26 protein-coding genes and 1 riboswitch are annotated in these 26929 nt (G+C 60.4%); of the genes, 6 read left to right on the top strand and 20 right to left on the bottom strand.

Translation table 11 applies throughout. The features are described from left to right. The first annotated feature begins 105 nt into the window (after positions 1–105). Positions 106–3576: a hybrid sensor histidine kinase/response regulator gene (locus ACA061_RS07995; RefSeq protein WP_497301090.1), complete on the top strand. Its 3471-nt coding sequence runs from the start codon at positions 106–108 to the stop codon at positions 3574–3576. Positions 3577–3652: 76 nt separating this feature from the next. Here the strand turns inward: ACA061_RS07995 and ACA061_RS07990 are convergent, their stop codons facing one another. Together ACA061_RS07990 and ACA061_RS07985 are read right to left on the bottom strand one after the other, a co-directional pair. Then, the gene (locus tag ACA061_RS07990; protein WP_162184597.1) at positions 3653–5017 is read right to left on the bottom strand and encodes a DNA recombination protein RmuC; all 1365 of its coding nucleotides are present in this window, start codon (positions 5015–5017) and stop codon (positions 3653–3655) included. 175 nt (positions 5018–5192) lie between these two features. Beyond that, positions 5193–5516 carry an SEL1-like repeat protein gene (locus ACA061_RS07985; RefSeq protein ID WP_150618466.1) on the bottom strand — a complete coding sequence of 108 codons (324 nt, stop codon included), beginning with the start codon at positions 5514–5516 and terminating at the stop codon, positions 5193–5195. Between the two features lie 1037 nt (positions 5517–6553). Here ACA061_RS07985 and ACA061_RS07980 point away from each other — a divergent pair. The 3 genes from ACA061_RS07980 to ACA061_RS07970 all read left to right on the top strand — a co-directional run bounded on the left by ACA061_RS07980 (position 6554) and on the right by ACA061_RS07970 (position 8946). Next, a complete protein-coding gene (locus ACA061_RS07980) occupies positions 6554–6778 on the top strand; it encodes a hypothetical protein (RefSeq protein ID WP_042558329.1) in 225 nt (74 codons plus the stop codon). Positions 6779–7045: 267 nt separating this feature from the next. Then, the gene (locus ACA061_RS07975; protein WP_150618464.1) at positions 7046–7528 is read left to right on the top strand and encodes a hypothetical protein; all 483 of its coding nucleotides are present in this window, start codon (positions 7046–7048) and stop codon (positions 7526–7528) included. 146 nt (positions 7529–7674) lie between these two features. Beyond that, complete coding sequence (locus ACA061_RS07970; protein WP_150601244.1) at positions 7675–8946, top strand: OmpP1/FadL family transporter; 1272 nt, start codon at positions 7675–7677, stop codon at positions 8944–8946. 194 nt (positions 8947–9140) lie between these two features. On the opposite strand, the gene ACA061_RS07965 is transcribed toward ACA061_RS07970, so the two are convergent. The 14 genes from ACA061_RS07965 to cobO all read right to left on the bottom strand — a co-directional run bounded on the left by ACA061_RS07965 (position 9141) and on the right by cobO (position 20739). Next, positions 9141–9701 carry a glutathione peroxidase gene (locus tag ACA061_RS07965; RefSeq protein WP_150601243.1) on the bottom strand — a complete coding sequence of 187 codons (561 nt, stop codon included), beginning with the start codon at positions 9699–9701 and terminating at the stop codon, positions 9141–9143. A gap of 55 nt (positions 9702–9756) precedes the next feature. Further along, positions 9757–9879 (bottom strand): hypothetical protein, encoded by a 123-nt coding sequence (locus tag ACA061_RS07960; protein WP_263480683.1) that lies wholly within the window; start codon positions 9877–9879, stop codon positions 9757–9759. Further along, a complete protein-coding gene (locus ACA061_RS07955; RefSeq protein WP_150601242.1) occupies positions 9876–11084 on the bottom strand; it encodes an MFS transporter in 1209 nt (402 codons plus the stop codon). Before ACA061_RS07955 ends, ACA061_RS07960 begins: the two co-directional genes overlap by 4 nt. A gap of 52 nt (positions 11085–11136) precedes the next feature. Further along, a complete protein-coding gene (locus ACA061_RS07950) occupies positions 11137–11541 on the bottom strand; it encodes a MarR family winged helix-turn-helix transcriptional regulator (protein WP_042558324.1) in 405 nt (134 codons plus the stop codon). A 124-nt stretch (positions 11542–11665) separates the two neighbouring features. Further along, positions 11666–12397 carry an adenosylcobinamide-GDP ribazoletransferase gene (locus tag ACA061_RS07945; protein WP_210553662.1) on the bottom strand — a complete coding sequence of 244 codons (732 nt, stop codon included), beginning with the start codon at positions 12395–12397 and terminating at the stop codon, positions 11666–11668. Between the two features lies 1 nt (position 12398). Then, the gene (gene cobC / locus ACA061_RS07940; protein ID WP_497301086.1) at positions 12399–12974 is read right to left on the bottom strand and encodes an alpha-ribazole phosphatase family protein; all 576 of its coding nucleotides are present in this window, start codon (positions 12972–12974) and stop codon (positions 12399–12401) included. Beyond that, entirely contained in the window at positions 12971–14026 is a 1056-nt protein-coding gene (cobT, locus tag ACA061_RS07935) for a nicotinate-nucleotide--dimethylbenzimidazole phosphoribosyltransferase (protein ID WP_497301084.1), read from the bottom strand. Before cobT ends, cobC begins: the two co-directional genes overlap by 4 nt. Beyond that, a complete protein-coding gene (cobU, locus tag ACA061_RS07930) occupies positions 14023–14544 on the bottom strand; it encodes a bifunctional adenosylcobinamide kinase/adenosylcobinamide-phosphate guanylyltransferase (protein WP_497301082.1) in 522 nt (173 codons plus the stop codon). The genes cobT and cobU overlap by 4 nt, the downstream gene beginning before the upstream one ends. 138 nt (positions 14545–14682) lie before the next feature. Next, positions 14683–16134: a cobyric acid synthase gene (locus ACA061_RS07925; protein ID WP_497301080.1), complete on the bottom strand. Its 1452-nt coding sequence runs from the start codon at positions 16132–16134 to the stop codon at positions 14683–14685. Then, positions 16131–17123 (bottom strand): threonine-phosphate decarboxylase CobD, encoded by a 993-nt coding sequence (gene cobD / locus ACA061_RS07920; protein WP_497301078.1) that lies wholly within the window; start codon positions 17121–17123, stop codon positions 16131–16133. The genes ACA061_RS07925 and cobD overlap by 4 nt, the downstream gene beginning before the upstream one ends. Further along, positions 17116–18024: an adenosylcobinamide-phosphate synthase CbiB gene (gene cbiB, locus ACA061_RS07915; RefSeq protein ID WP_150601235.1), complete on the bottom strand. Its 909-nt coding sequence runs from the start codon at positions 18022–18024 to the stop codon at positions 17116–17118. The genes cobD and cbiB overlap by 8 nt, the downstream gene beginning before the upstream one ends. Then, a complete protein-coding gene (bluB, locus tag ACA061_RS07910; protein WP_150601234.1) occupies positions 18021–18671 on the bottom strand; it encodes a 5,6-dimethylbenzimidazole synthase in 651 nt (216 codons plus the stop codon). The genes cbiB and bluB overlap by 4 nt, the downstream gene beginning before the upstream one ends. Next, positions 18668–20131, bottom strand: coding sequence for a cobyrinic acid a,c-diamide synthase CobB (locus tag ACA061_RS07905; RefSeq protein ID WP_497301075.1), 1464 nt, complete (start codon positions 20129–20131; stop codon positions 18668–18670). The genes bluB and ACA061_RS07905 overlap by 4 nt, the downstream gene beginning before the upstream one ends. Next, positions 20128–20739, bottom strand: coding sequence for a cob(I)yrinic acid a,c-diamide adenosyltransferase (gene cobO / locus ACA061_RS07900; RefSeq protein ID WP_047300314.1), 612 nt, complete (start codon positions 20737–20739; stop codon positions 20128–20130). Before cobO ends, ACA061_RS07905 begins: the two co-directional genes overlap by 4 nt. An 81-nt stretch (positions 20740–20820) precedes the next feature. Beyond that, positions 20821–21046, bottom strand: a riboswitch (cobalamin riboswitch). A 163-nt stretch (positions 21047–21209) separates the two neighbouring features. Between cobO and ACA061_RS07895 the strand changes: the two genes are divergently transcribed. Beyond that, positions 21210–21794: a hypothetical protein gene (locus tag ACA061_RS07895; protein WP_150601232.1), complete on the top strand. Its 585-nt coding sequence runs from the start codon at positions 21210–21212 to the stop codon at positions 21792–21794. Between the two features lie 66 nt (positions 21795–21860). After that, positions 21861–23174, top strand: a complete 1314-nt coding sequence (locus ACA061_RS07890; RefSeq protein WP_497301072.1) for a PQQ-dependent sugar dehydrogenase — start codon at positions 21861–21863, stop codon at positions 23172–23174. Positions 23175–23309: 135 nt separating this feature from the next. Here ACA061_RS07890 and ACA061_RS07885 read toward each other — a convergent pair whose 3' ends face one another. The 4 genes from ACA061_RS07885 to ACA061_RS07870 all read right to left on the bottom strand — a co-directional run bounded on the left by ACA061_RS07885 (position 23310) and on the right by ACA061_RS07870 (position 26907). Further along, positions 23310–23846 (bottom strand): C40 family peptidase, encoded by a 537-nt coding sequence (locus ACA061_RS07885; RefSeq protein ID WP_150601230.1) that lies wholly within the window; start codon positions 23844–23846, stop codon positions 23310–23312. A gap of 220 nt (positions 23847–24066) precedes the next feature. Beyond that, positions 24067–24684 carry a C40 family peptidase gene (locus ACA061_RS07880; protein WP_150601229.1) on the bottom strand — a complete coding sequence of 206 codons (618 nt, stop codon included), beginning with the start codon at positions 24682–24684 and terminating at the stop codon, positions 24067–24069. 226 nt (positions 24685–24910) lie between these two features. Beyond that, a complete protein-coding gene (gene hda / locus ACA061_RS07875; protein WP_150601228.1) occupies positions 24911–25615 on the bottom strand; it encodes a DnaA regulatory inactivator Hda in 705 nt (234 codons plus the stop codon). A gap of 218 nt (positions 25616–25833) precedes the next feature. After that, complete coding sequence (locus ACA061_RS07870; protein WP_497301069.1) at positions 25834–26907, bottom strand: AI-2E family transporter; 1074 nt, start codon at positions 26905–26907, stop codon at positions 25834–25836. Between the last annotated feature and the right edge of the window lie 22 nt (positions 26908–26929).

The following is a 26929-nucleotide window of genomic DNA, read 5'->3' as shown; positions in this document are numbered from 1 at the left end:
ACCCCGCCACGCCTCGACCTTGGTCGACACTGACTAACCGCCGCGCGCATGCGAGACTGTCCGCCCGGGCAGGAGTGCCGGGGAGTCTTTAGTCGGGAGTGTTGCATGTCGTTGTCCACCGGGCTGATCGCCGCCGTCGCCCTGGCCTATATGGCCATCATGTTCGCCATCGCCTTCTACGGCGACCGTCGCAGCACGCCGTTGCCGCCGCGAGTGCGCGCGTGGGTCTACAGCCTGTCGCTGGCGGTGTATTGCACCAGCTGGACATTCTTCGGCGCGGTCGGCCAGGCGGCTGAACAGTTGTGGTCATTCCTGCCGATTTACCTCGGGCCGATCCTGCTGTTGGTCGGCGCGCCGTGGGTCCTGCAGAAAATGGTGATGATCAGCAAACAGGAGAACATTACCTCCATCGCTGACTTCATCGCTGCGCGCTACGGCAAATCGCAATCGCTGGCGGTCGTCGTCGCGCTGATCTGCCTGGTCGGCGTCCTCCCCTACATCGCCCTGCAACTCAAGGGCATCGTCCTCGGTGTGAACCTGTTGATCGGCGCCGGTGCGGACGCGATGGGCACGCGCGCCCAGGACACCGCGTTGATCGTGTCACTGGTGCTGGCGCTGTTCACCATCGTCTTCGGCACACGCAACCTCGACGCCACCGAGCACCACCGCGGCATGGTGCTGGCGATTGCCTTTGAGTCGCTGGTCAAGCTGTTCGCCTTTCTCGCCGTCGGCGCGTTCGTCACCTATGGCCTCTACGACGGTTTCGACGACCTGTTCAATCAAGCCATGCTCGCCCCGCGCCTCGAGGAGTACTGGAAAGAAACCATTAATTGGCCGTCGATGGTGGTACAGACAGGCGTGGCGATGATGGCGATCATCTGTCTGCCACGGCAGTTTCACGTCACGGTGGTCGAGAACATTGATCCGCAGGATCTGCGCCTGGCCAAATGGGTGTTCCCGGCGTACCTCGCGCTGGCTGCACTGTTTGTAGTCCCGATCGCTCTGGCCGGTCAGATGATGCTGCCGAGCGACGTATTACCCGACTCGTTCGTGATCAGTCTGCCGCTGGCGCAGGCCCATCCGGCGCTGGCGATGCTGGCGTTTATTGGCGGCGCATCGGCGGCCACCGGCATGGTCATTGTCGCCAGCGTGGCGCTGTCGACCATGGTCTCCAACGATATGCTGTTGCCGTGGCTGCTGCGGCGCAATAACGCCGAGCGCCCGTTTGAGGTGTTCCGCCAGTGGATGCTGTCGGTGCGCCGCGTGAGCATTGTGGTGATTCTGCTATTGGCGTACGTCAGCTATCGCCTGCTCGGTTCGACGGCGAGCCTGGCAACCATCGGCCAGATTGCCTTCGCCGCCGTGACCCAACTGGCGCCGGCCATGCTCGGCGCGCTGTACTGGAAACAGGCCAACCGACGCGGCGTGTTTGCCGGGCTCGCCGCCGGCACCTTCCTGTGGTTTTACACGCTGGTTTTGCCGATTGCCGCTCACAGTCTCGGCTGGTCGCTGAGCAGTTTCCCGGGGCTGGCGTGGCTGCACAGTAATCCGCTGAACCTGCCGATCAGTCCGTTGACCCAAGGCGTGGTGTTGTCGCTGGCCGGTAACTTCACGCTGTTTGCGTGGGTCTCGGTGCTGTCCCGCACGCGGGTGTCGGAGCACTGGCAGGCTGGGCGTTTCATCGGCCAGGAGATCAGCGCCCGACCGAATGCGCGGTCGATGCTGTCGGTGCAGATCGACGATCTGCTGCAACTGGCGGCGCGGTTTGTCGGTGAGGAGCGCGCCCGTCAAAGCTTCATTCGATTCGCCTACCGCCAAGGCAAGGCTTTCAACCCGAACCAAAATGCCGACGGCGAATGGATCGCCCATACCGAACGCTTGCTGGCCGGTGTGCTTGGCGCTTCTTCGACGCGAGCGGTGGTAAAAGCCGCCATCGAAGGTCGGGAAATGCAGTTGGAGGACGTAGTCCGAATCGCTGACGAAGCCTCGGAAGTCCTGCAATTCAACCGCGCGCTGCTGCAAGGCGCGATTGAAAACATTACCCAAGGCATCAGCGTGGTCGACCAGTCGCTGAAGCTTGTCGCCTGGAACCGACGTTATCTGGAGTTGTTCAACTACCCGGACGGCTTGATCAGCGTCGGCCGGCCAATCGCCGACATCATTCGCTACAACGCCGAGCGTGGCTTGTGTGGACCCGGCGAGGCAGAAGTGCATGTCGCGCGCCGTTTACACTGGATGCGTCAGGGCCGCGCGCACACCTCCGAACGCCTGTTCCCCAACGGCCGGGTGATCGAGCTGATCGGCAATCCGATGCCCGGTGGCGGCTTCGTCATGAGTTTCACCGACATCACCGCGTTCCGTGAAGCCGAACAGGCGCTGACCGAGGCCAACGAAGGCCTGGAACAACGGGTCAGCGAGCGAACCCAGGAACTGTCGCAACTCAACGTCGCGCTGACCGAAGCCAAGGGCACCGCCGAAACCGCCAACCAATCGAAAACCCGCTTTCTCGCGGCGGTCAGCCATGACTTGATGCAGCCGTTGAACGCCGCGCGACTGTTCTCCGCCGCCCTCTCCCATCAAGACGACGGCTTGAGCAGCGAGGCGCAGAAACTGGTGCAGCATCTCGACAGTTCGTTGCGCTCGGCCGAGGATCTGATCAGCGATTTGCTGGACATTTCCCGCCTGGAAAACGGCAAGATCAATCCCGATCGCAAGTCCTTTGCGGTGAATGAACTGTTCGACATTCTCGGCGCCGAGTTCAAGGCGCTGGCCCAGGAGCAAGGTCTGACCTTCCGTGTGCGTGGCAGCCACATGCGCATCGACAGCGACATCAAGTTGCTGCGGCGGATTCTGCAAAACTTCCTGACCAACGCTTTCCGCTATGCCAAAGGCCCGGTCCTACTCGGTGTACGTCGGCGCGGCGGGAAGTTGTGCCTGGAAGTATGGGATCGCGGACCGGGCATTCCGGAAGACAAGCAGCAGGTAATTTTCGAGGAATTCAAACGTCTCGACAGCCATCAGACGCGCGCCGAAAAAGGCCTGGGGCTTGGGCTGGCAATTGCTGATGGTCTGTGTCGCGTGCTCGGCCATACCTTACGCGTGCGCTCGTGGCCGGGGCGCGGCAGTGTGTTCAGCGTTACGGTGCCGTATGCGCGCACGCAAACCGTACCGGCCAGTGCCGCTGTCGAATTGAACGGCAAGTTGCCGAACGGTGCGCAGGTGCTGTGCATCGACAATGAAGACAGCATTCTGATCGGCATGAACAGCCTGCTAAGCCGCTGGGGCTGCCAGGTCTGGACAGCGCGCAATCGCGAGGAATGCGCGGCGTTGCTGAATGACGGAGTAAGGCCACAACTGGCGCTGGTCGACTATCACCTGGATCACGGCGATACCGGCACCGAGTTGATGGCGTGGTTGCGCACGCGTCTTGGCGAGCCCGTACCAGGCGTGGTGATCAGCGCCGACGGGCGCCCGGAGATGATTGCGCAGGTGCATGCGGCGGGGCTGGATTATCTGGCGAAACCGGTGAAACCGGCGGCGTTGCGGGCGTTGTTGAGTCGGTATCTACCGCTTTAAAAGCAAAAGATCGCAGCCTTCGGCAGCTCCTACACCGAAGTTCATGGAGCTGCCGGAGGCTGCGATCTTTTGATCTTTATTCAGGCAACTCAACCAACCCATCAACATCCGTCATAGCCCGCTCCAGCAAGTCCGCCGGCAAACTTTTGCTCGCCCGTGCCCCCAACAGTTTGAGCTGCTCACTGCGGCTGACCAGGTTGCCGCGCCCTTCTGTCAGTTTATTGCGCGCCGAGCTGTAGGCTTTGTCCAGTTGTTGCAGACGATTGCCGACTTCGTCCAGATCCTGAATGAACAACACGAACTTGTCGTAAAGCCACCCGGCGCGCTCGGCGATTTCGCGGGCGTTCTGGCTCTGGCGCTCTTGCTTCCACAGGCTGTCGATGACGCGCAATGTCGCCAGCAACGTGGTTGGGCTGACGATCACGATGTTGCGGTCGAACGCCTCCTGAAACAGCGACGGCTCGGCCTGCAATGCCGCCGAAAACGCGGCTTCGATCGGCACGAAAAGCAAAACGAAATCGAGGCTGTGCAGGCCCTCAAGCCGTTTGTAATCCTTGCCGGCCAGGCCTTTGACGTGATTGCGCAGGGACAGCACGTGCTGCTTGATCGCGATCTGCCCGAGGGTGTCGTCCTCGGCCGCGACGTATTGCTGATACGCCGTCAGACTGACCTTGGAGTCGACCACCACCTGTTTGTCGCCCGGCAGATAAATGACCACATCTGGCTGGAAACGCTCGCCATCCGGGCCTTTGAGATTGACCTGCGTCTGATACTCGCGGCCCTTCTCCAGGCCTGCGTGTTCCAGCACGCGTTCGAGAATCAACTCGCCCCAATTACCTTGGGTTTTCTGGCCTTTCAGGGCACGGGTCAGGTTGGTGGCTTCGTCACTCAAACGCAGATTGAGCGCTTGCAGACGCTCCAGTTCCTTGGCCAGCGAAAAGCGTTCGCGGGCCTCGGCCTGATAGCTTTCTTCCACACGTTTTTCGAAGGATTGAATGCGTTCTTTCAACGGATCGAGCAACTGACCGAGTCGTTGTTGGCTGGTTTCGGCAAAGCGCTGCTCACGCTCGTCGAAGATCTTGCCCGCCAGTTCAGCGAACTGCGCCCGCAATTCATCACGCGAACCTTGCAGATCGTCGAGGCGCTGTTGATGGCTTTCCTGCTGTTCGCGCAGTTCGGCGTTCAGCGAAGCCGCCTGAGCATCGAGACGGCGCAGTTCGGCTTCCTTGTTGGCGCGCTCAAGGTTCCAGGCGTGGGAAGCGTCACGGGCGTCGTCACGTTCTATCTGCAACAGCTCGACTTCGCGGCGCAGGGCTGCCAGTTCTGCTTGCTTGGCGGCGTTGGCCTGGCCGAGGTCGGCGATTTCATCACGGCCGGCATCCAGTTGCGCGTTGAGCCCGTCCTGCGCCAGTTGCGCCATGGCCAACCGCTCTTCCAGCAACGCCACCTGCGCTTGCCCGTTGCTTGCCCGACGTTGCAGTTGCCAGGCCAAAGCCAACAACGGCAGCCCAGCGCCTGCGAGACCGAGCAATACGCTGGTCAAGTCCATAGCCATAGCGACTCCTGCCGATCGGTTAAAGCCTGAAGGGTAACCAAGGTGTCAGAACTTGGACAGCTCAGTCTTCGAGCAGACCGAGTTCGACTTGGGCACGATGATCGCCAGCACGAGCAGCCTGACGCAGCAGGTCCTGACCGATGCGGCGATCCCGCGCATTACCACACTCGCGACACATCAACTGGCCGAGACGGCTTTGCGCGGCGACCACACCTTCGCGCGCCGGTTGCTTGAGCAGGCGGCCGGCAAGGTGCTTGGCATTGTGGCTTTCGCTCAGGCGCGGACTGTCGAGCAGCCATTCGGCCACGCGCACGGAAAATCGCTTGGGCGGGATAACATGAGGGGTTTGTGAGGTAACAGGGTCTGATACTGAGCGAAACTTCATAAAGCACTGTGGGACAGATCGGAAGGCGCGCCACTCTACTCTCTTTTTCTTACAGGTAAAGTCGAAAAAAAACCCGGCACGCCCGTCCTAGAGCAAGCGCTCGGGACAATCCACAGAAGCTGTGGATAAGTCAGTGGACAACCGCCCTCCAACCCTCGCAAAGCCTTATGGAATGGGGCCCGCAGTCAAACTGACGATTTTTTCACCAACAAAAAAAAGCGATGTTTTTCATTGACTTAAACTTTCGATACAGGCAGCCACGAGAGTCAGGTTTGATATGACAGTGCCGTTACAGCCTGTGCAACTAATGTGCACAAGTACCTGTTACCCGGTTATATCGATGCGCTTTTTCGGGTCGTTTTGCGCTTCAGGCTGGGGATAAACGGCTTCTCGACGGGAACCGCGCACGGTTTTGTGGCGACGAATGGTCAACCTGGCGTTTTCATTTGTTACCTGATCAGGGCCTTCGCGAGCAAGCTCGCCCCCACAATGGCTGCGCTACCTGTAGAAGTGAGCCTGCTCACGATGAGGCCGGCAATGCCACCCTGTGATTTTCCTGTTGAACACAATCTTTTTTGGCGCAGGGTTTGCTTTACCATTTTCGATCCGTTACTATCCGCGGCGTTAGTACCAAGCTGAAAGTCAATCCCGGTCGAACATATCCCCAACGGAGAGCCTTCTATCAAGAAGCCTTACCGAAAAAGCGGGTACGACCTCTCGATGGTTTCCAGGTAAATCTTGCGACAACACAGCCTTTGAATCATGCAAAGGGTGTTGCGAAGGCCATTTACTCTGACCGAACCAACCTGCAAATTGATCAGGATCTTCACCCCGGGCCCAGAACCTTTGCCCTTGATGTGTTGCCTGTCCTCCTAAGTACCTACCTGCCAGCCCAAGCGCGCCAACTCATCAGCGCTTCAAACTGGCTGCTTTGTTCCAGTCGGGTTCTTCGTTCGACCAATGGTGGTCGACGTTACTGGAACGTTTTAACGTTGCACGGTTCTTATCCGTGTCATTTGTAGGAACACCTAATAACTATGTCGACTCAAATCCACACTCAGGACGCCATTCGCGCCCTAACCAACGCCTTTGCTCCAATGAACTGCCTGATCATGGCCGCTCGCAAAGGCTGCTTCAGCTTCACACTGGTCAATGAACACGGGATCGCCCGCCACAGTGAGCGTCTGTATCCCGATCAGTACTCCAGCGCCGAACCGCTGCAGGCTGTCATTGATCGTACTCGTCAGGCACTTGTTGCCTGAGAGACTGCAAGAAGCAAAAGCCTCGCTTAAAACGCGGGGCTTTTTATTGCCTGATGTTTCACTTTTGAGCCTTGGCGCTTAAGCACCATTGGATATAACGGTTATAACGTGCAGCCGGAAATATTTTAAAAACAGGCCTTTACGTCGCGAATATGACACTACACTTCAACTCAAGCGGCGTGATCCGCTTCCGGCGAGCCTGAGCCGATCCACCGCTGCCAAGGCCCCTTCAGGTATCGCCGCCCAATAACAAGATCCGAGGGCTTTATGGGTATCGCTGCCAGCGAACTGTGCCGCTACGTGATCCGCCCCACGCTGATTTATCTGGGACGTCACTGCGCAACTGCCGAATCCCTGTTGCTGGGCATCGCCGCCAGCCAGTCCGCCCTCGGCTCCGCCCTGCATGACCGCCGCGGGCACGGCCTCTACTGCATTGCCGAGCACCGCCATCAAGCACTGTGGGATGACTACCTGGCGCTTGATCCGGAGCGCGCCAGCCTGGTTCGCGGACTCGCCAGCCAACACGCATTTCTCAGCGGACCGCACCTGGAATTGACCGTCAACCTGCGTTACGCCACAGCTATCGCCTGGCTGCTGGTCGAAGAACAAAACCCTACCCTCCCCGACCCGACCGACTTGCTCGGTATGGCGCGTATCTGGCGTCAGACCTTCCAGCCTCAGGGTCGTCTGCGCGATTTCACCTGTGCCTGGCAGACGTGTGTTTCACCGGTGAATCAGGTCGCTTGCTGACCGTCCAGTTCCGCAAGATCGTGTAACAGGTCGCGAATTTGGTCGGATTGTCCTACAAAACCGCTCTAACTCAAGGCATACAGGCTATAGCGCTGGGACGAAAATGTTGGTAATTTTCGCCCCGGTGATCACCAGGAGTTCTAATAATGAAAAAAGTAATGCTCAAAACCACCCTTAGCCTTGCCGTTACCTTGGCATCCACGCAGATTTTCGCCGCTGGCTTTGCCATCAACGAACACAGCATTAGCGGGATGGGGACTGGGTACGCCGGGCGATCTTCTTCTGCCGACGACGCAAGCACTGTTTATGGCAACCCTGCCGGCATGTCGCGCATCAAGCGCGAACAAATCACCGGCGGCGCTGCATTCCTCGACGCATCGACCGATATCAGCAACGCCAGCTCCAGCCCGAATGGTGGGAGCAACAAAGGCGACATGGTGCCCTTCACCGCCGTACCTATGGGCTACTACGTCAAGCCAATCGACGATCACTGGGCATTCGGTTTCGGCGTTTATGTGCCGTTCGGCCTGATCACCGACTACGAAAACAACTTCGCCGGCCGTTATTTCGGCAGCAAGTCGGAAGTGCAAGTCATCACCTTCCAGCCGACCATCAGCTACGCCTTCAACGACAAGGTGTCGATCGGTTTCGGTCCGACCATCAACCGTATCGACGGCAAGCTGGAATCCAACCTGTCTATCACCCAGGCCTTCCCCGATGGCAAGGTCAAGATCAAGGGTGACGACACCGCGCTGGGCTACAACATCGGTGTATTGGTACAAGCGACGGACTCCACCCGCGTGGGCCTGACCTACCACTCGAAAGTCGACTACAAGCTCGAAGGCGACACCAAGGTCAACTACGGCGTACTGGGCCTGGCCGGTCTGAGTTCCAGCCAGAAGTACGACGCTTCGCTGAAGATCACCACGCCTGAGTCGGTGGATCTGTCCGTCACTCAAGCGATCAACGATCAGTGGACTGTTTACGCCGGTTCGACTTTCACCCGCTGGAGTCAGCTGGATAAAATCACCGTCGAGAACTCCGGCGTTCAGCCTGCATTGGCCGGTCAGTTCGGCGAAATCAACGAAGACCAGAACTGGCACGACTCCTGGGCTTACGCCATCGGTACCTCGTACCAGTTGAACAAGGAATGGGTGCTGCGCACCGGTCTGACCTTCGACCAGTCGCCGACCAACAACGTCGACCGTTCGCCACGCATCCCGACCGGCGACCGGACCATCTTCAGCGTTGGTGCCGGCTGGAGCCCGACCGAAGACCTGACCATCGACGTCGCTTATTCGTACCTGAAGGAAGAGTCGGTCAACGTTCGCAACGAAAACGCGCGTGGCCAGACTTACAACGCCAAGTATGAAAACTCGGCAAACGGTTTCGGTGTCGGCGCTACCTACCGCTTCTGATGCTATAGGGCGAGGCTAACCCCTCGCCCACTAAAAAGCCCCGCTCTCTTTGCAGAAAGCGGGGCTTTTTTGTGCCTGACTTGTTAACCCCTGTAGGAGCTGCGGCACGCTGCGATCTTTTGATCCTGCTGTTAAAGATCAAAAGATCGCAGCGTGCCGCAGCTCCTACAGCGAAAGCGCAAACGCCCTGAGTTTTAGGGTTTCAGCGGCTTTGAGGCAATGGCCTTCTCAATCGCAGCAATAAACTCCGGATCATCCGGTTTGGTCAGGCTGGAGAAGTTGGCGATCACCTTGCCTTGGCGATCCACCACGTATTTGTAGAAATTCCACTTCGGCGCGCTGCTCTGTGCGGCCAGCACCTGAAACATATGCGTGGCATCATCGCCGCGGACTTTCTGTGGCTCGGTCATGGCAAACGTCACGCCGTAATTGGCGTAGCAGACCTTGGCAGTCTCGACGCTGTCCTTGGACTCCTGCTTGAAGTCATTGGAAGGCACGCCGAGCATCTCCAGCCCCTGCGCCTTGTAGCGCTGATTGAGTGCTTCAAGGCCTTCGAATTGCGGCGCAAAACCGCAGAAGCTGGCGGTGTTGATCACCACCAGCGGTTTGTCCGCGTATTGCTTGCACAGATCGATGGATTCCTTGGCGCGCAACTTGGGCAGCGAGCCTTGCAATAATTCCGGACATTCAGCCGCCTGGGCCAGGCCAGTCAACGCCATCAGCAACGCGGGAACAGCACACCAGCGCATCAACATGTCGAGCATCCTTGAGCAAGTCATCAGCCTTCGACGTTACTCGCCAAGCCCGCCTCTAGCAAATGCTCATGCCTAATTGCATCAAGGCCAGGCCGCCCTGATGCCAGCCCCACCACACCAGCGCCAACAATGCAGCAGCCAGTGCCGTAATGACGATTCGCGGCCAGAAACGGCTCATGCGGCGCTCGTACCGGGTTGCAGACGTTCGACCGGACGCTCGCGCACCGGCCAGTTCAAAGCCGCCGCCAGCACACTCAGAAGCACCGCCACTTGCCAGATCAAGTCATAACTCCCGGTACGGTCATACACCACCCCGCCCAGCCAGCCGCCGAGGAACGAGCCGAGCTGATGGAACAGGAACACGATGCCACCGAGCATGGACAGATTTCGCACGCCGAACAAGGTCGCCACCGTGCCGTTGGTCAAGGGCACCGTCGACAGCCACAGGAAGCCCATGGCCATGCCGAACAGATAGGCCGTCGTGGTCGTCACCGGCAGCCACAGGAACAGCACGATCACCACCGCCCGCATCAGGTACAGCGCGGTCAGCAAACGCGGTTTGGACATTCGCCCACCCAACCATCCGGCCGTGTACGTGCCGAAGATATTGAACAGCCCGATCAACGCCAGCACCGTAGTGCCGACGGTGGCCGGCAGATGTTGATCGACCAGATACGCCGGCAAATGCACGCCGATAAACACCACCTGAAACCCGCAGACGAAGAAACCGAGCGCCAACAGCCAGAATCCCGAATGCGAGCAGGCTTCGCGCAGCGCTTCAGACAATGTTTGCTCATGGCCCAGTACCGGCAGCGGCTTGTCCTTGAGCATGCTCACCAGCGGCACAATCATCGCCACCAACAGGCCCAACACGAGCAACGCGGCCGACCAGCCGAGCCAGCCAATCAGCCCGAGCGTGCCCGGCAACATGGCGAACTGGCCGAACGACCCGGCGGCACTGGCGATGCCCATGCCCATGCTGCGTTTCTCCGGCGGCACGGCCCGCCCGACCACGCCGAGGATCACCGAGAACGAAGTGCCGGACAGGCCGATGCCGATCAACAGGCCGGCGCTCAACGACAATGTCACCGCCGAATCGGACAAGCCCATGCACACCAGACCCACGGCGTAGAGCACACCGCCAACCAGCACCACTTTCGCCGCGCCAAAACGGTCGGCCAGCGCGCCGGTGAACGGCTGCGCCAGACCCCAGATCAGGTTCTGCAAGGCAATGGCGAAGGCGAATACCTCACGGCCCCAGCCGAACTGCGCGCTCATCGGTGACAGGAACAGGCCAAAGCCGTGTCGCACGCCCAATGACAACGCCAGGATCAACGCACTTCCCAGCAACACCCAACCGCACGTACGCCACATCGATGTCATTATTATTCTCCAGTCGCGGGTATATACCCGCTTGAGCTCGAAAAAACTGGCATCAAGCCAGTTCGTCGAGCAACTTCAGCAAGGTTTCACGCTTCTCGGCACCCAGACGATCAATCAATCGCTGTTGCGCCGCTTCCCAGGCCGGCAAGGCTGCTGCCAGTCGTTGCGCGCCGGTTTCGGTGAGGCAGACGATGCGGTTGCGCATATCTTCACCCTCGGCCAGCGCCACCAGCCCTTCGCCTTCCAGCACCCGCAGATTGCGCCCGAGGGTGCTGCGATCCAGGCCCATGGCTTCGGCGAGTTCGGAGATGCTCGGCTGATCCAGACGCTGCAGATTGCACAGCAAAGAATACTGGGCAACGTTGATCCCGAAGCCATCGAGAGCGCCGTCGTAATGCCTGCTGACGCCACGAGCGGCGCGACGCAGGTTGGTGCACAAACACTGAGAAGGAAGCATGATGCGTGTATATACCCGCGACTGTGTTAAATCAAGTTATAGATCAAAAGATCGCAGCCTTCGGCAGCTCCTACATTGGGATGCTTACCCTGTAGGAGCTGCCGAAGGCTGCGATCTTTTGACGTTAAAGCAGCACGATTCCAACCAGCACCGCCATCTCCAGCAATTCCAGCAACGCCCCGGCCGTATCGCCGGTCGTGCCGCCCAACCGCCGCATCATCACATGCCGCAGCCAGACAAACACGCCGACCGCTACCAGCAGCGCAATAATTGCCTGGAACCCGGCAATCGCCACACAGGCCAGCGCGCTGCCCGCAAGCACCCACCAACCTGCCTTGCGCGGCAGATGATCGGCCAGCGCCTGCCCCAACCCACCCTTGCGCACATACGGCGTGGTCAGAAACAACCCCAGTAACGCCGCCCGCCCAAGCAGCGGCGTGATGATCAAAACCAAGCCTTGCTGCTGCTCGATCAGCGCCAGCAATGCGGCAAACTTGAGCAGCAACACCAGCACCAGCGTCACCACCGCAATCGGCCCGCTGCGCGGATCTTTCATGATCGTCAGGGTACGTTCGCGATCACCGAAGCCACCGAGCCAGGCATCGGCGCTGTCCGCCAGACCATCAAGGTGCAATGCGCCGCTGAGCAATACCCAAATCGTCAACAGCAATGCCGCATGCAACAGCAGCGGCGCGCCCGCCAACACCAGGTTCAGCCCCCACAGAATCACGCCGAACAACAACCCTACCAGCGGATAGAACAACAGCGAACGCCCGAGCTGTTCGGGCTCCGGCATCCCCGGCAGACGAATCGGCAGACTGCTGAGAAATTGCAGGGCGATCCACAGCGGCAACATATCAGCGACCTTCCTTGAGCGACCCATCGGCTTCGACGCTCAGCGAAAACAGCGCACCGTGCGCAACTTCGACATTGAGCAATTGTTCACGCGGCAATCCCCGCGCCCGCGCCAGCAGCAGGCGCATGACACCGCCATGACTGATCAGCAACACCCGCTCACCGGAGTATTCCGTTTCCAGGCGCGCAACGGCCGCCAGCACCCGCGCGGAAAAATCGCTGACCGCCTCGCCCTGCGGTGGCGTAAATGCATACGGATCGGCCCAGAACAGCCCTAGCTCCTCGGCATCCGTCTCCATCAGCGCCGCCGCGCTCTGCCCCTCCCACGCGCCGAAATGCAGCTCTTGCAGATCCTTTTCCAGATGCACCGGCAGATTCAGCTGCTCACCCAACTCAGCGGCGAACCGCGCACAGCGCTGCAACGGCGAACTGACCAAGCGATCCCACGGCCCGCCTGCGATCACCGCTTCGCGCATTTGCGCCCAACCTTTTTCGGTGAGTGCATCGTCGAGGCTGCCGCGCAAACCACCGCCGAGTTCGGTTTCACCATGGCGCAGCAGATCAAGTCGCAAAATCATGCCGGACGATCCGCCACCGCCGCTTCCGCGAACGTTGCCATCTGCCCGTGCAGATCACACGCCAGACGCAACAACGGCACCGCCAACGCCGCACCACTGCCCTCGCCCAGGCGCAGACCCAGTTCGAGCAGCGGTTCGGCGCTCAGGGTTTCCAACACGTGACGATGGCCCGGCTCGGCCCCGCGATGGCCGAACAGCAGCCAATCGCGAGAGGCCGGATTCAAACGCACCGCGACAAGCGCAGCGACTGTGCAGATAAAGCCGTCGACCAGCACCGCAACACCTTCCTGCGCACAGGCCAGATACGCGCCGACCAGCGCGGCGATTTCGAAACCGCCCAGGTTGAACAGCGTCTGCAATGCATCACCGCGCTGGGCCGCGTGCAGCGCTAGGGCGCGCTCGATCACATGCGCTTTATGGCTGACGCCTTCTGCATTCAGGCCAGTGCCGGGGCCGGTCAGATGGGCCACCGGACAGTCGAGCAAGGCACAGGCCAGCGCACTGGCTGCCGTGGTGTTGCCGATGCCCATTTCGCCGCCGATGAACAGCTGAGTGCCGGCAGCTTTCGCTCGCAGTGCACTGTCGCGACCGGCCTGTAACGCCAATTCGCCCTGGGCCTGAGTCATCGCCGCGCCCTTGGCAAAATTCGCCGTGCCCGGGCCGATGTTCAAGTGGCGCACACCCGGCAGGTTCAGCGACGGCGTCACCGTGCCCAGATCCACCACTTCCAGCTGCGCATTGAGTTGACGCGCGAGCACGCTGATCGCCGCGCCACCGCTGACGAAGTTGAGCAACATCTGCCCGGTGACTTCCTGCGGGAATGCCGACACGCCTTCAGCGACCACACCGTGGTCACCGGCAAAAATCGCAATCCAGACCTGCGCAAGCGTCGGTTTGACCTGCCCTTGCAGGCCGGCCAGTTGCACCGCCACCGACTCAAGACGTCCCAGCGAACCGGCCGGTTTGGTCAGTTGCTGCTGCCGTGCCGCTGCTTGTTCAACGATATCGGCATGCACCGCTTTACACGGATTGAGCCACCAGGCTTGAGTCATAACGCAGGTCCTTTCAGAGTCAGGGGCAAGCCGGCGACGGTCAGCACGACACGCTGACAGCGCTCAGCCAGGGCTTGATGCAGCCAACCGGCTTCATCGACATAGCGGCGAGTCAATTCGCCCAGCGGCACGACACCCATTCCGGTCTCGTTGCTGACAAAAATGATTTCGCCCGGCAGTGACGCCAGGCAGTCCAGCAGGGCTTCGCGTTCGGCGGCGAGGCGTGTGGCGTCTTCGAGCATCAGCAGATTGGTCAGCCACAGGGTCAGGCAATCGACCAACAGGCAGCGCTCGACGCTGGCGTTTTCACGCAGGATGCGGGCGAGTTCCAGCGGCTCTTCGATGAGTGCCCATTCGACGGGACGGCGCGCGCGGTGATGGGCGACGCGCTCGCTCATTTCACCGTCCAGCGGCTGGCTGGTGGCGATGTAGGTGACGGCCAATGCGCTGTCAGTGGCGAGTTTTTCGGCCAGACGACTTTTGCCGGAGCGGGCGCCGCCGAGGATCAGTTGGAGCATAGGGACATCCTGAAAATTATCTGTTGAGGCAACCGGCCCCATCGCTGGCAAGCCAGCTCCCACAGTGATCGCGGTAGCCGGATCACCTCAGCCCCCTGTGGGAGCTGGCTTGCCAGCGATGAGGCCATTAAATTCACCTCAAATCCCACAGAGCTGACGCAACAACCCGGTATCCAGATGCTTCTCCACCAGATCCGCCAAACGCTCGATATCGCGCTCACGCAACCCGTGGTAATCCACCGTTTGCACATCGCTCAACCCGGCCCAGCGCAGCAACGCCGAACTGGCTGCCGGCGATTCGAACAAGCCATGCAGATAAGTGCCGAAGACCTGACCATCAGCACTCTGCGCGCCGTCACAACGACCGTCATCCAGCCGCACCGCCGCGTTCTCCAGTGCCGGCCCGGTGGTGATGCCAGCATGAATTTCGTAGCCGCTGACTTCGGCATCTTCCAGCGCGAGACGACCGCGCACGTTGCGCAATTGCTTCTCGGCTTCGAGCTGCGTTTCAAAGGCGAGCAAACCCAAACCGGCACTGGAACCGGGCGCACCCTCAAGACCCAGCGGATCGTGCACGTGCTCGCCGAGCATTTGCAGACCGCCACAAATACCCAGCACTTTGCCGCCGTAACGCAAATGGCGACTGATCGCTGCGTCCCAGCCATTGGCCCGTAGATACGCCAGATCACTGCGTACACTTTTCGAGCCCGGCAGAATGATCAGATCGGCTGGCGGAATCGCCTGTCCCGGGCCGACAAAATGCAGATCGACCTGTGGATGCAAACGCAGCGGATCGAAATCGGTGTGGTTGCTGATGCGCGGCAGCACCGGCACCACGACTTTCAGCACGTGTTCGGCCTTGTCGGTCTGGCGCTGATCGATGCCGTCCTCGGCCTCAAGGTGCAGATCCATTACGTAAGGGAGCACGCCGACCACCGGTTTGCCGGTGCGCTGTTCCAGCCAGTCGAGGCCCGGTTGCAGCAACGCAATGTCGCCGCGAAAACGGTTGATGATGAAGCCTTTGACCCGCGCCTGTTCGCTCGGCGACAGCAGCTCCAGCGTGCCGACCAAGTGGGCAAAAACGCCGCCGCGATTGATGTCGGCAATCAGCAGCACCGGGCAATCCACGGCCTCGGCAAAACCCATGTTGGCGATGTCGCCGGCGCGCAAATTGATCTCCGCCGGCGAGCCTGCGCCTTCGACCATCACCAGCGGATACGCAGCGCTGAGGCGATCGTGGGAGGCCAGCACGGCTTGCATCGCGATGGCTTTGTAGTCGTGATAGGCGACAGCGTTCATGCTGGTGACGGCGCGGCCATGGATGATCACTTGCGCGCCGGTGTCGCTGTTCGGCTTGAGCAGCACCGGATTCATGTCGGTGTGCGGTTGAAGATTCGCCGCTTGCGCCTGCACCGCTTGCGCGCGACCGATCTCGCCACCATCAGCCGTCACTGCGCTGTTGAGCGCCATGTTCTGCGGTTTGAACGGCACCACCGCTACACCCTGACGGGTGGCCCAGCGGCAGAGTGCCGTCACCAGTGTGCTTTTACCGGCGTCGGAAGTGGTGCCTTGCACCATCAGGGTTGTCATCGGGTTTCCTTGGCGAACGCTTGCAGCGCTTGTTCGAGGCGCAACTCTTGAGCGGCATCGGCAGGCAGGCCGAAACGCAAACTGCTGTTGTGTGTGAAGAGGCGCAGGAGGATGCCGCGTCGGGCCATGAATTCGTGCAGCACTTGCGCCTGATCGGTGATCAACCATTGAAACAGCGCGCAACCGCCCTGGGGTTTGAAGCCGTGACGCGCCAGCAACGCGGCCAGCCGCTCACTGGCTTCATCGCTGCGTATCCGCTGGCGTGCATGCCCTTCGGTGTCTTGCAGACACGCCTGGCCGAGCACCCGGGTCGGCCCGCTGACCGCCCACGGCCCGACCTGCTCGGCGAGCAGTTTGAGCAACTTGCGATCGGCCAGCACAAAGCCCAGTCGCACGCCGGCCAGACCGAAGAATTTGCCAAACGAACGCAGTACGACCAGGCCCACCAAATGCGTGTGCGCGGCCAGACTCAATTGTGGCGTGTTGTCCATGAACGCTTCATCGACCACCAGCCAGCCGCCGCGCTGCGCCAGTCGCGCATGCCAGTCGAGCAGGCGCGCCGGGGTCAGGCTCAGGCCGGTGGGATTGTTCGGATTGACCACCACCAGTACGTCGAGGCTGTCGATAAAGAACTCGACTTCCTGCTCCAGCACTTCGCGCACGATGTAACCGCTGCGGCGCCAGGCCTCCGCGTGCTCGGCATAACATGGCGACAACACGCCGACCTTGCCGGCCCGACGCAAACGCGGCAGCAACTGAATGGCCATTTGCGAACCGGCCACCGGCAGCACCTGCGCCGCACCGTAGTAATCACACGCAGCCTGTTCCAGGCCATCGTCGGTTTCCGGCAAGCGCGCCCAGGCTCGCAGTGGGATCTCCGGGATCGGGAACGGCCACGGCGCCAGACCGCTGGAAAGATCCAGCCAATCCGCTTCGGCGATGCCGTAATCGAGTGCAGCCTTGCGCAGTCGGCCACCGTGCTCAAGCATAGAATTCAGCCCCCACGCAGAGAATCAGCAGCCATAACCATACCCCGCGCTGGACCAATTGCCAGCCACGGTCGATTGAATCGGCATCGGCAGGTAAGCCCTCGCCGAGTTGCGGACGTTCATGCAGTTCGCCGTGATAGATCGCCGGGCCGCCCAGCTCCACACCCAGCGCACCGGCACCCGCCGCCATTACCGGGCCGGCGTTGGGGCTGTCCCATTTTGGCGCCTGTGTACGCCAGCACTTCAAGGCCAGTCGGGTTTTGCCCAGCAGCGCGTAGGTCAACGCCACAAGGCGCGCGGGAATGTAATTGAGGACGTCGTCGATTTTTGCCGCACACCAGCCAAATCGCTCGAAACGTTCGTTGCGATAACCCCACATCGCATCAAGCGTGTTGCTCAAGCGATAAAGCACCACGCCCGGCGCGCCGGCCACGGCAAACCAGAACAACGCGGCAAACACCGCATCGCTGCCGTTTTCCAGCACCGACTCGGTGGCGGCACGGGCAACCGCCGTGCTGTCGAGTTCGCTGGTCTGGCGGCTGACCAGATAGCCGACACGCTTGCGCGCCTCATCCAGATCATCGGCGCGCAACGCCTTGGCCACGGGCTCGACATGCTCGCCGAGGCTGCGCATGCCGAGAGCGCAATACAGCGCGAGAATCTCGACGATCCAGCCAACATACGGCGCCCAGGAAAATGCGGTGGCGAGCAACGTCAGCGGCAGCACCGCGATCACCCACGCGGTGACGCCATGACTGCGCCAGCCGCGCCCCCCGGCGTTGAAACGTTGCTCGATGCGCCCGGCAAAATTGCCGAACGCCACCAGCGGATGCCAGCGTTTCGGTTCACCCAGCAGCGCATCCAGCGCAACCGCGGCGACACTCAACAACGCCACACTCATTGACTCACTCCCCAATAATTTTCGTACAGCAACTCATTGAGCGGACGCGCCTGCGCCCACCCTTCGAGTACCAGCATCGGCGCCGGATAGAATTCCTTGACCGGGCCCAGGCACAAAACGGCCAGAGGTTTGGCGCCTTCCGGCAGTTTCAACAGATCGGCCAGCGCCTGCGGCTCGAACAGCGAGACCCAGCCCATGCCCAGACCTTCGGCGCGGGACGCCAGCCACAGGTTCTGGATCGCACAGGACAGCGAGGCCATGTCCATTTCCGGCAACGTGCGGCGACCGAAGATGTGTTTTTCGCGATCGTCCATCAACGCGGCGACCAATACTTCGGCGCAATCATTGATGCCTTCGACCTTGAGGGTCATGAACTCATCACTGCGTTCGCCGAGGGCTTCGGCGGTGCGGATACGTTCTTCTTCAACGAGGTTCTGGATTTGCCCGCGCAGGGCTCGGTCGCTGATACGAATAAAGCGCCACGGCTGCATCAGGCCGACGCTCGGGGCCTGATGCGCGGCTTCGAGCAGGCGGCGCAGCAGCTCGGGCGCGACGGTGCCACCGGTGAAGTGGCGCATGTCGCGGCGTTCGGCGATGGCTTTGTAGACCGCTGCGCGTTCGGCTTCGGAGAATGCGTTGTCTGTCATGGCCCCATCGCTGGCAAGCCAGCTCCCACAGGGGATCGGGTTTCTTCAGGCATTCCACCGCTCCCTTTTGGAGCTGGCTTGCCAGTTACCCCATGGGATTGCGATTCTTCAGGCACTACACCGCCCACTGTGGGAGCTGGCTTGCCAGCGATGGCGGCCTCAAGTTGAGGCGCAAACAGTGCAGCGATAGCCTCAGGATTCGACGGAAAATAAAAGTGCACATAAGAAGCCGTCATCCGCCCTTCCCTGTAAACCGCCTCAGCCCCACGCCCGCCATTCGGACTCAGCCCGCGAGCAATCGGGGTCAATTCAGTCGTCGTCAGGGAGTGATGATACGTGTGCCCGCGCAGCGAGCCCTCCGGCAGATCAACCGCTTGCAGCGCCAACGCCGCCAGACGCTTTTGCATGACCGCATCGCCCTTAAGCAAACCGACCAGTTCGGCGCAGGTGCCTTCAACGTCAGTCAGCGAATCAAGCAGATAAAGCATGCCGCCACACTCGGCCAGCAATGGTTTGCCCGCCGCATGGTGCGCGCGGATCGCGTCGAGCATCGCAGTGTTCTGCGACAACGCCACGTGGTGCAATTCCGGGTAGCCGCCCGGCAGATACAGACTGTCCGCCTCAGGCAATTGCGTGTCGCGGATCGGCGAGAAGAAGCTCAACTCGGCACCCATCGCCCGCAGCAAATCGAGGCTGGCGCCGTAGGTGAAGGCAAACGCCTCATCATGGGCGATAGCGATTCGCACACCTTGCAATAGCGGTTCGGCAGCGATCACTTCCGGCGCCGCGAACTCCACGGCCGGTGGCAGCGCTACCTCGCAACTGCTGGCAATCGCTTCGGCGGCGGCGTCGAGGCGAATATCCAGGTCGTTCAGTTCGCTGGCCTGCACCAGACCTAGATGACGGCTGGGCAACTCGATCCCGGTCTCGCGGGACAGCGCGCCGTACCAACGCAAACCCTCGGTGAGGCTGCCTTCAAGCAGTTGCGCGTGACGCAAAGTGCCGACGCGATTGGCCAGCACGCCCGCAAACGGCAAGTCCGGCTGATAACGCGCCAGGCCCAGCGCCAATGCGCCAAAGGTCTGCGCCATCGCGGTGCCGTCGATCACACCGAGTACCGGCACGCCGAAATGCCGCGCCAGGTCAGCGCTCGACGGTGTGCCGTCAAACAGGCCCATCACGCCTTCGATCAAAATCAGATCGGCTTCGGCGGCGGCTTCCCACAACAGACGACGACTTTCCTGCTCGCCGACCATCCACATGTCCAATTGATAAACCGGCGCTCCGCTGGCGCGCTCGAGAATCATTGGGTCGAGGAAATCCGGGCCGCACTTGAACACGCGCACCTTGCGCCCCTGATTGCGATGCAAACGAGCGAGCGCGGCGGTGACGGTGGTCTTGCCCTGACCGGAGGCCGGCGCGGCGATCAGTACCGCCGGGCAGTGACGTGGCTGATTCAAAGTTCGACGCCTTTCTGCGCTTTGATACCAGCCTGGAAGGCGTGTTTGAGCATGCCCATTTCGGTGACCGTGTCGCCCATCTCAATCATTTCCGGCTTGGCCCCGCGACCCGTGACGATCACGTGCTGCATCGGCGGACGCGCCTGCAAATCGCTCAGCACCTGATCGAGATCGAGGTAGCCGTGCTTGAGGGCGATGTTCAATTCATCGAGCACCACCAGACCGATCGACGGATCACGCAGCAACTCGCGCGACACCGCCCATGCAGCTTCGGCGGCGGCGATGTCGCGTTGGCGATCCTGGGTTTCCCAGGTGAAGCCCTCGCCCATCACATGAAAACGCACCTGCTCGGGAAAGCGGCGGAAGAACAGCTCTTCACCGGTGCTGTTACGGCCCTTGATGAACTGCACCACGCCGCACTGCATGCCGTGGCCCATTGCGCGGGCGAGCATGCCAAACGCCGAGCTGCTTTTGCCTTTGCCGTTGCCGGTCAGCACCAGCACCAGGCCGCACTCGTCGGGCGAGTTGGCGATGCGTTCATCGATCACGGCTTTTTTGCGCTGCATACGCGCCAGATGGCGTTCGTCACGCTCGGGGGAATCAGTCATGGGGGAGCTCTCCGTTGAGGCTGGATAACGGCGGGCAGGCACAAGAATAGACGGCAAAAAGCCTGGCATCGCCCACCGTGATGCCGCTGGATGGATCAGGCCGGTCTCCGGGCTCATGAGCGGCGTTCGCCTGACTGCGCGCCTTCCCGCTGTTAAGCAGTGGCACAAGACGCAGTTTTCACTCATTTACCGTTGCGGGGGCAGCGCCGGGATCGTGGTTGTTCTTCGCTTGAAGACAACCCTCACCGGCTTCCCTGTTTCACTCTGTCGACGCAGGTCACAGAGCACCTGAAACAAGCCGCGAAGGTTAGAGGGTTGGGGGTGGAGCGTCAATTAAAGAGGGGGTCATCGGGCGAATAACTGCCGCCGATCAATTATCCGACGCCAATCTTGTGCCACGCTGAAACAAATGATATCAAAGAGCCATGCTTTTGCCGCAAAAGCACACCACAACAATAAGGATGATTACGATGCAAGGCATGATCATCAGCAATCCGCGCCTGGAATTCCTGCGCCCGGTGCTAGAACGCTGGTTTGACTGTATCGACCGCTACAACGCCGTGCGCGGCGACAGTGACACGCCCTACTGGCATGACGAGAAAGCCAATCTCGGATTGCTCTGTGCGGCCGCCTGGATGGCGGAGTTGGTGACGTTGCGCGACACCGCCACCCGCAAGCAGAACGAGGAAGGCGAGCGCAACGCCCGCGCCGATCTGTTCCTGGCGGGTGCCGAAGACCGCGCTTTTATCCAGGCCACGCAACGCTGGCCACGCGTCAACAACCTCAACCTGACTCAACCCCTGCTGGATATCACCAACGACGCCAAACGCCTCAGCTACGCCAGCGACCTCAAACTCGGCTGCCTGTTTGTCGCCCCGCAAAAAGCCCAGCACAGCGCCAGCCCGGAAGAATTGCAGGACATGGTCGACGACCTGCAAAAGGAACACACCTGCGCCGTCGCCTGGTATTTCCCCTACGCCTATCGCAAATTGCGCAATGAAGCCGGCAACTATCACCCGGGCATTGCCGTGCTGTTCAAAGAAGCCCGCGGCTGAGCAGTTGAACCATCGGGCTTGCGCGCTCCTCTATGACTAGGAATGCATTCATAGGGAAGATCAGCAATGCGCAAGCCCCAGCTCGTTTTCGTCATCGCCCTCGCCGGAGGGCTCGCCGCCTGTGGTGAATCGTCCAGCCTGCAGGTCATCGACGGCACCGGCCCGTCACCGAAACTGCCCGAACCTAACAAAACCCTGATCCCGACGGTGAATATCGCCCCGGCGGTCGGCTGGCCCGCGGGCGGTAAACCGACCGCTGCGGCAGGCACACAAGTCGCCGCGTTTGCCGAAGGCCTCGATCATCCGCGCTGGCTCTATGTGTTGCCCAATGGCGATGTACTGGTAGCAGAAACCAACGCACCGCCCAAACCTGATGACAGCAAAGGCGTGCGCGGCTGGGTCATGGAAAAAGTCATGGGCAAGGCCGGCGCCGGCGTACCAAGCCCCAATCGCATTACTCTACTGCGCGATGCCGACCATGATGGCGTGGCCGAAACGCGCACGGTATTCCTGCAGAATCTCAATTCACCGTTCGGTATGACACTGGTCGGCAACGACCTGTACGTCGCCGACACCGATCGCCTGCTGCGCTTCAACTACGAACCCGGCGCGACCGAAATCAAGACGCAGCCGATCAAGGTTGTCGATCTGCCTGGCGGCACGCTCAACCATCACTGGACCAAGAACGTCATCGCCAGCAAGGACGGCAGCAAGCTGTACGTCACAGTCGGCTCGAACAGTAATGTCGGCGAAAACGGTCTGGATAAAGAGGAAGGCCGCGCAGCGATCTGGGAAGTGGACCGCGCAACCGGCAATCACCGCATCTTCGCATCGGGCATCCGCAACCCCAACGGCCTCGCGTGGGAGCCCACCAGTGGCGCGTTGTGGACCGCGGTCAACGAGCGCGACGAAATCGGCAGCGATCTGGTGCCGGACTACATCACCTCGGTCAAGGACGGTGGCTTCTATGGTTGGCCGTTCAGTTATTACGGCCAGCACGTCGATGTGCGCGTCGAACCGCAGAACCCCGACCTGGTCGCCAAAGCCATTGCGCCGGACTACGCCGTTGGCCCGCACACCGCTTCGCTGGGTCTGACGTTCGCCGAGGGCAACAAGCTGCCAGCGCAATTCAAGGAAGGCGCATTCATCGGCCAGCACGGCTCCTGGAACCGCAAGCCGCACAGTGGTTATAAAGTGATTTTCGTACCCTTCGCGGCAGGCAAACCGACGGGCCAGCCGGTGGATGTGCTGAGCGGTTTCCTCGACAAGGACGAGAACGCACTGGGTCGCCCGGTGGGCGTGGTGATCGACCAGCAAGGTGACTTGCTGGTGGCTGATGATGTGGGGAACAAGGTGTGGCGGGTGTCTTCAGCGAAGTAAATACACTAACGCTGCACACATCACCTGTGGGAGCGGGCTTGCCCGCGATGAGGCCTCTTCAGCCAGAGCATTCTTTGACTGATCCACCGCCATCGCGGGCAAGCCCGCTCCCACAGGGATCAGCGTCGACCTCAATTACGGGTTACGCGCCAGATGCTCCGGCTGCAACACCCGCTTCGCACTCAGATAAGCCTTCTGCCAATAAGCCTTGGACAGGCTGTCGAGCTTCACCGTGCCGCCGGTTGCCGGCGCATGTACGAAGCGCCCTTCCCCGACATAAATCCCCGCATGACTGACCTGCGAACCGCCATTGGTGGCGAAGAAGATCAGATCACCTGTCTGCAAACCTTCCTTACCCACATTCGGCGCCTGCATGACGATCAGGTCGCGCGTGGTTCTTGGCAGCAAAATACCCGCCGCATCACGGTAAACAAAACCGATCAGCCCGCTGCAATCAAATCCCGAGTCCGGTGTATTGCCGCCCCAGCGATAAGGCGTGCCAACCAGACCGAGCGCGCGGAACAGCACGTCTTCAGCAGCGGGCGAGAATGATTGCGAGGGGCCGAATACCACCGGAGCGCGCACCACGGGTGCTGGTGGCGGCGTACGGCTGGCGCAGGCGCTGAGCAGCGCTGCGAAAAAGATCAATGTGAGGCGGGCCGACATGGTCATAAGCAGAACATCCTGATCTGGCTGCGGCTTTTTCTGCCGGAGGGACAGAAAACAAAACCGCCTGCGTCAGCACGCAGGCGGTTTGCCATCAATATAGATTCAGGATTCTAGCGGCTACGCGGCAAACTTCAAGTAAGACTTTAACTTCACCTTGTAAAGTATAGGTCTACTCCGTTGCCGGGAGCCTGATTGTCGCCGCGAACGCAGCGACATCGGGGAGTTACTTGCGAGCAGTGACTACGGTTGGAGCGTTAGCCAGAGCGCGTTTCGCTTCGATGAAGGTCTTGCTCCAGTAGCTGTCACCCAGGCTGTCGATGCGAACACCGCCGCTGCGACGACTGCTGGAGTGAATGAACTGGTTGTCACCCAGGTAGATCCCGGCGTGACTGACACGTCCACGACGACCATTGGTGGCGAAGAACAGCAGATCGCCCGGCTCAAGGTTTTTGCGCGACACCAGCGGCGCATCCACATTGATCATTTCGCGAGTGGAGCGTGGCAGGTTCATGCCAGCTTCTTCGCGGAACAGGTAGCCGATGAAACCGCTGCAATCGAAACCGGCTTCAGAGGTACCGCCGAAGCGGTAACGGGTACCGATCAGGGACATGCCGCGTTCGAGAATACTGTCGGCCAGAACTGGCAGCTGGTAAGGCTTGTTGCCGTTGAAATCCGACAGTTCTTTTTCGGTGTCCAGCTCTTCCTGGTAAATAACGGAAGACTGGGCAGTAGCAGAATTTTTAACCTGTTGTGGCTGCTCTTGAACTGGAGAATGAGCAGCGCAACCGTACAACAGGGTGACGAGTGCGAGAGGCACGAGGGGTGCGAAGCGCTTTAGCATGGGCACGACCGTGGCTGATAGTTGTAAAGAAGCCGAGACTATGCCCGCTATCATCCTCATTTGCAAATTCAATCGATCTTTTTGTGACTTCTCGGTTTCTCGTTTACATCTAAGCGCTTAAGCCCATTTGAACCGATACGCGGTCTGCACACTGTGCAGAAAAGCGGATTTTCTGGCGCCTGCAATATGCCGAAGCGTGCTGCATGCCGCAATTTTCAAGGGTTGGCTACCAACCGAGCGTTTCTTTCAGGAAGGGAATTGTCAGCTTGCGCTGAGCCTGCAAAGAGGCCTGATCGAGTTGCTCCAGCAGTTCGAACAGCGCGCTCATGCTGCGAGTGCCGCGAGTCAAAATGAAATGCCCGACTTCATCTGTCAGATGCAGACCACGACGCGATGCGCGCAATTGCAGGGCACGCAATTTGTCTTCATCGGAGAGTGGGCGCATCTGGAAAATCAGCGCCAGCGTCAGGCGTGATTTCAAGTCCGCCAGTTTGACCGGCAGTTCGCGTGGCGAGGTGGACGCGGCGATCAGCAAGCGCCGACCGCTGTCACGCAGACGATTGAACAGATGAAACATCGCCTCTTCCCAATCAGCCTTGCCGGCAATCACCTGCAAGTCATCCAGGCAAACCAGTTCGTACTGTTCAAGGTTGTCGAGAATTTCGGTGCCGCGATCCATCAACTCGGCCAGCGGCAGATACACCGCCGGTTCACCCATCTGTTCGAAACGCAGGCAAGCAGCCTGCAACAAATGCGTACGCCCTACGCCGTGTTTGCCCCACAGATAGATCAGGCTTTCCGTCCAGCCGGCGTCGGCTTCGCATAGGCGCTCGACATAGCCGAGTGCAGCGGCATTGGCGCCTGGGTAGTAGTTGATGAAGGTGGCGTCGTCACGCAGACGCACACCTAGGGGCAGCTGAATCGGTTTCATGCTGACTGAACAGTTCTCAAAGGAACCGTTAGTGGCCTCTGTGTAAAGTTGGCGAAGTTTATACCCGTGAAGCTGAGCGCACAATGCGACAGAGTCCAAGCAAAATCAAAGGTTTGCGTTAACACACTGGTTTTATGACAGTTTCTCTGACGCATTCGATCCAGCATTCCCCGCAAGACACGGGCCAACCCGGCTATTCGCCGGGTCGCCCCTCGCCACTACAGCTCCGGCTCGTCAGCGCCACTATAAATGTCAGAGTCCTTGTACAAATCGTGCATATGACGCAACAGCACCATGATCACCGCCGCCACCGGCAGCGCCAGCAACACACCCGTGAAGCCAAACAGCTCGCCGCCGGCCAGGATCGCGAAGATCACCGCCACCGGATGCAGGCCGATCCGATCGCCCACCAACAACGGGGTCAACACCATGCCTTCCAGGGCCTGACCGACCATGAACACGGCGACGATCCCGACCATCGGATACAGATCACCACCGAACTGGAACAAACCGGCAACCAACGCCGCACCGATGCCGATCACAAAGCCCATATACGGCACGATCGCCGCCAGCCCCGCGATCAGACCAATCAACAGCCCCAGCTCCAGGCCAACAATCATCAGCCCCGCGGCGTAAATCACCCCCAACGCCACCATCACCAGCAACTGACCGCGCACGAATGCACCCAGCACTTCATGGCATTCACCGGCCAGCGCGACGATGGTTGGCTCACGATCGCGCGGCAACAGGCTGCGGATCTTGGCCATCATCAAGTCCCAGTCGCGCAGCAAGTAGAAACTCACCACCGGGATCAGCACCAGATTGGCCAGCCAGCCGATCAGCGCCAGACTCGAAGCCGTCGCCTGGCTCAGCACCACGCCGACAATGTCGGTGGTCTGGCCCATGTGCTCACTGATCGCTGCTTTGACCTTGTCGAATTTCCAGAAGCCGTCAGACAGCCCCAGCTTCGATTGCGCCCACGGCACCGCCGAGTGTTGCAACCAGTCGAGCATCTGCGGCATCAGTTCGTACAGGCGCAGCAGCTGTTTGGCGAGCATCGGCACCAACACCAGCATCAGCGCGGTGACGATCAGCGTGAACAAAGTGAACACCGCGATAACGCCCCAGGTGCGCGACAAACCGAGCTTCTCCAGGCGATCCACCAGCGGATCGAACAGATACGCCAACAACAGCGCCACCAGAAACGGCGTGAGGATCGAGTGCAATAACCACACAAACACGCAAAGCAGGACTACCCCACCGAGCCAAAACCAACGCCGCGTATCGGCCATGTACCACTCCTACTGCTTCTAT

The sequence above is a fragment of the Pseudomonas sp. LBUM1668 genome, assembly GCF_059695715.1.
Note: the sequence above shows the minus strand (reverse complement) of the source record. Positions and strands in the feature narration are given on the sequence as shown.

Bases quoted from the DNA above. Each gene is read 5' to 3' on its own strand.
- ACA061_RS07995 (WP_497301090.1), top strand. From the start codon at position 106: ATGTCGTTGTCCACCGGGCTGATCGCCGCCGTCGCCCTGGCCTATATG.
- ACA061_RS07985 (WP_150618466.1), bottom strand. From the start codon at position 5,516: ATGAAGTTTCGCTCAGTATCAGACCCTGTTACCTCACAAACCCCTCAT.
- ACA061_RS07980 (WP_042558329.1), top strand. From the start codon at position 6,554: ATGTCGACTCAAATCCACACTCAGGACGCCATTCGCGCCCTAACCAAC.
- ACA061_RS07975 (WP_150618464.1), top strand. From the start codon at position 7,046: ATGGGTATCGCTGCCAGCGAACTGTGCCGCTACGTGATCCGCCCCACG.
- ACA061_RS07970 (WP_150601244.1), top strand. From the start codon at position 7,675: ATGAAAAAAGTAATGCTCAAAACCACCCTTAGCCTTGCCGTTACCTTG.
- ACA061_RS07965 (WP_150601243.1), bottom strand. From the start codon at position 9,701: ATGTTGATGCGCTGGTGTGCTGTTCCCGCGTTGCTGATGGCGTTGACT.
- ACA061_RS07960 (WP_263480683.1), bottom strand. From the start codon at position 9,879: ATGAGCCGTTTCTGGCCGCGAATCGTCATTACGGCACTGGCTGCTGCA.
- ACA061_RS07955 (WP_150601242.1), bottom strand. From the start codon at position 11,084: ATGACATCGATGTGGCGTACGTGCGGTTGGGTGTTGCTGGGAAGTGCG.
- ACA061_RS07950 (WP_042558324.1), bottom strand. From the start codon at position 11,541: ATGCTTCCTTCTCAGTGTTTGTGCACCAACCTGCGTCGCGCCGCTCGT.
- ACA061_RS07945 (WP_210553662.1), bottom strand. From the start codon at position 12,397: ATGTTGCCGCTGTGGATCGCCCTGCAATTTCTCAGCAGTCTGCCGATT.
- cobC (WP_497301086.1), bottom strand. From the start codon at position 12,974: ATGATTTTGCGACTTGATCTGCTGCGCCATGGTGAAACCGAACTCGGC.
- cobT (WP_497301084.1), bottom strand. From the start codon at position 14,026: ATGACTCAAGCCTGGTGGCTCAATCCGTGTAAAGCGGTGCATGCCGAT.
- cobU (WP_497301082.1), bottom strand. From the start codon at position 14,544: ATGCTCCAACTGATCCTCGGCGGCGCCCGCTCCGGCAAAAGTCGTCTG.
- ACA061_RS07925 (WP_497301080.1), bottom strand. From the start codon at position 16,134: ATGACAACCCTGATGGTGCAAGGCACCACTTCCGACGCCGGTAAAAGC.
- cobD (WP_497301078.1), bottom strand. From the start codon at position 17,123: ATGCTTGAGCACGGTGGCCGACTGCGCAAGGCTGCACTCGATTACGGC.
- cbiB (WP_150601235.1), bottom strand. From the start codon at position 18,024: ATGAGTGTGGCGTTGTTGAGTGTCGCCGCGGTTGCGCTGGATGCGCTG.
- bluB (WP_150601234.1), bottom strand. From the start codon at position 18,671: ATGACAGACAACGCATTCTCCGAAGCCGAACGCGCAGCGGTCTACAAA.
- cobO (WP_047300314.1), bottom strand. From the start codon at position 20,739: ATGACTGATTCCCCCGAGCGTGACGAACGCCATCTGGCGCGTATGCAG.
- ACA061_RS07895 (WP_150601232.1), top strand. From the start codon at position 21,210: ATGCAAGGCATGATCATCAGCAATCCGCGCCTGGAATTCCTGCGCCCG.
- ACA061_RS07890 (WP_497301072.1), top strand. From the start codon at position 21,861: ATGCGCAAGCCCCAGCTCGTTTTCGTCATCGCCCTCGCCGGAGGGCTC.
- ACA061_RS07885 (WP_150601230.1), bottom strand. From the start codon at position 23,846: ATGACCATGTCGGCCCGCCTCACATTGATCTTTTTCGCAGCGCTGCTC.
- ACA061_RS07880 (WP_150601229.1), bottom strand. From the start codon at position 24,684: ATGCTAAAGCGCTTCGCACCCCTCGTGCCTCTCGCACTCGTCACCCTG.
- hda (WP_150601228.1), bottom strand. From the start codon at position 25,615: ATGAAACCGATTCAGCTGCCCCTAGGTGTGCGTCTGCGTGACGACGCC.
- ACA061_RS07870 (WP_497301069.1), bottom strand. From the start codon at position 26,907: ATGGCCGATACGCGGCGTTGGTTTTGGCTCGGTGGGGTAGTCCTGCTT.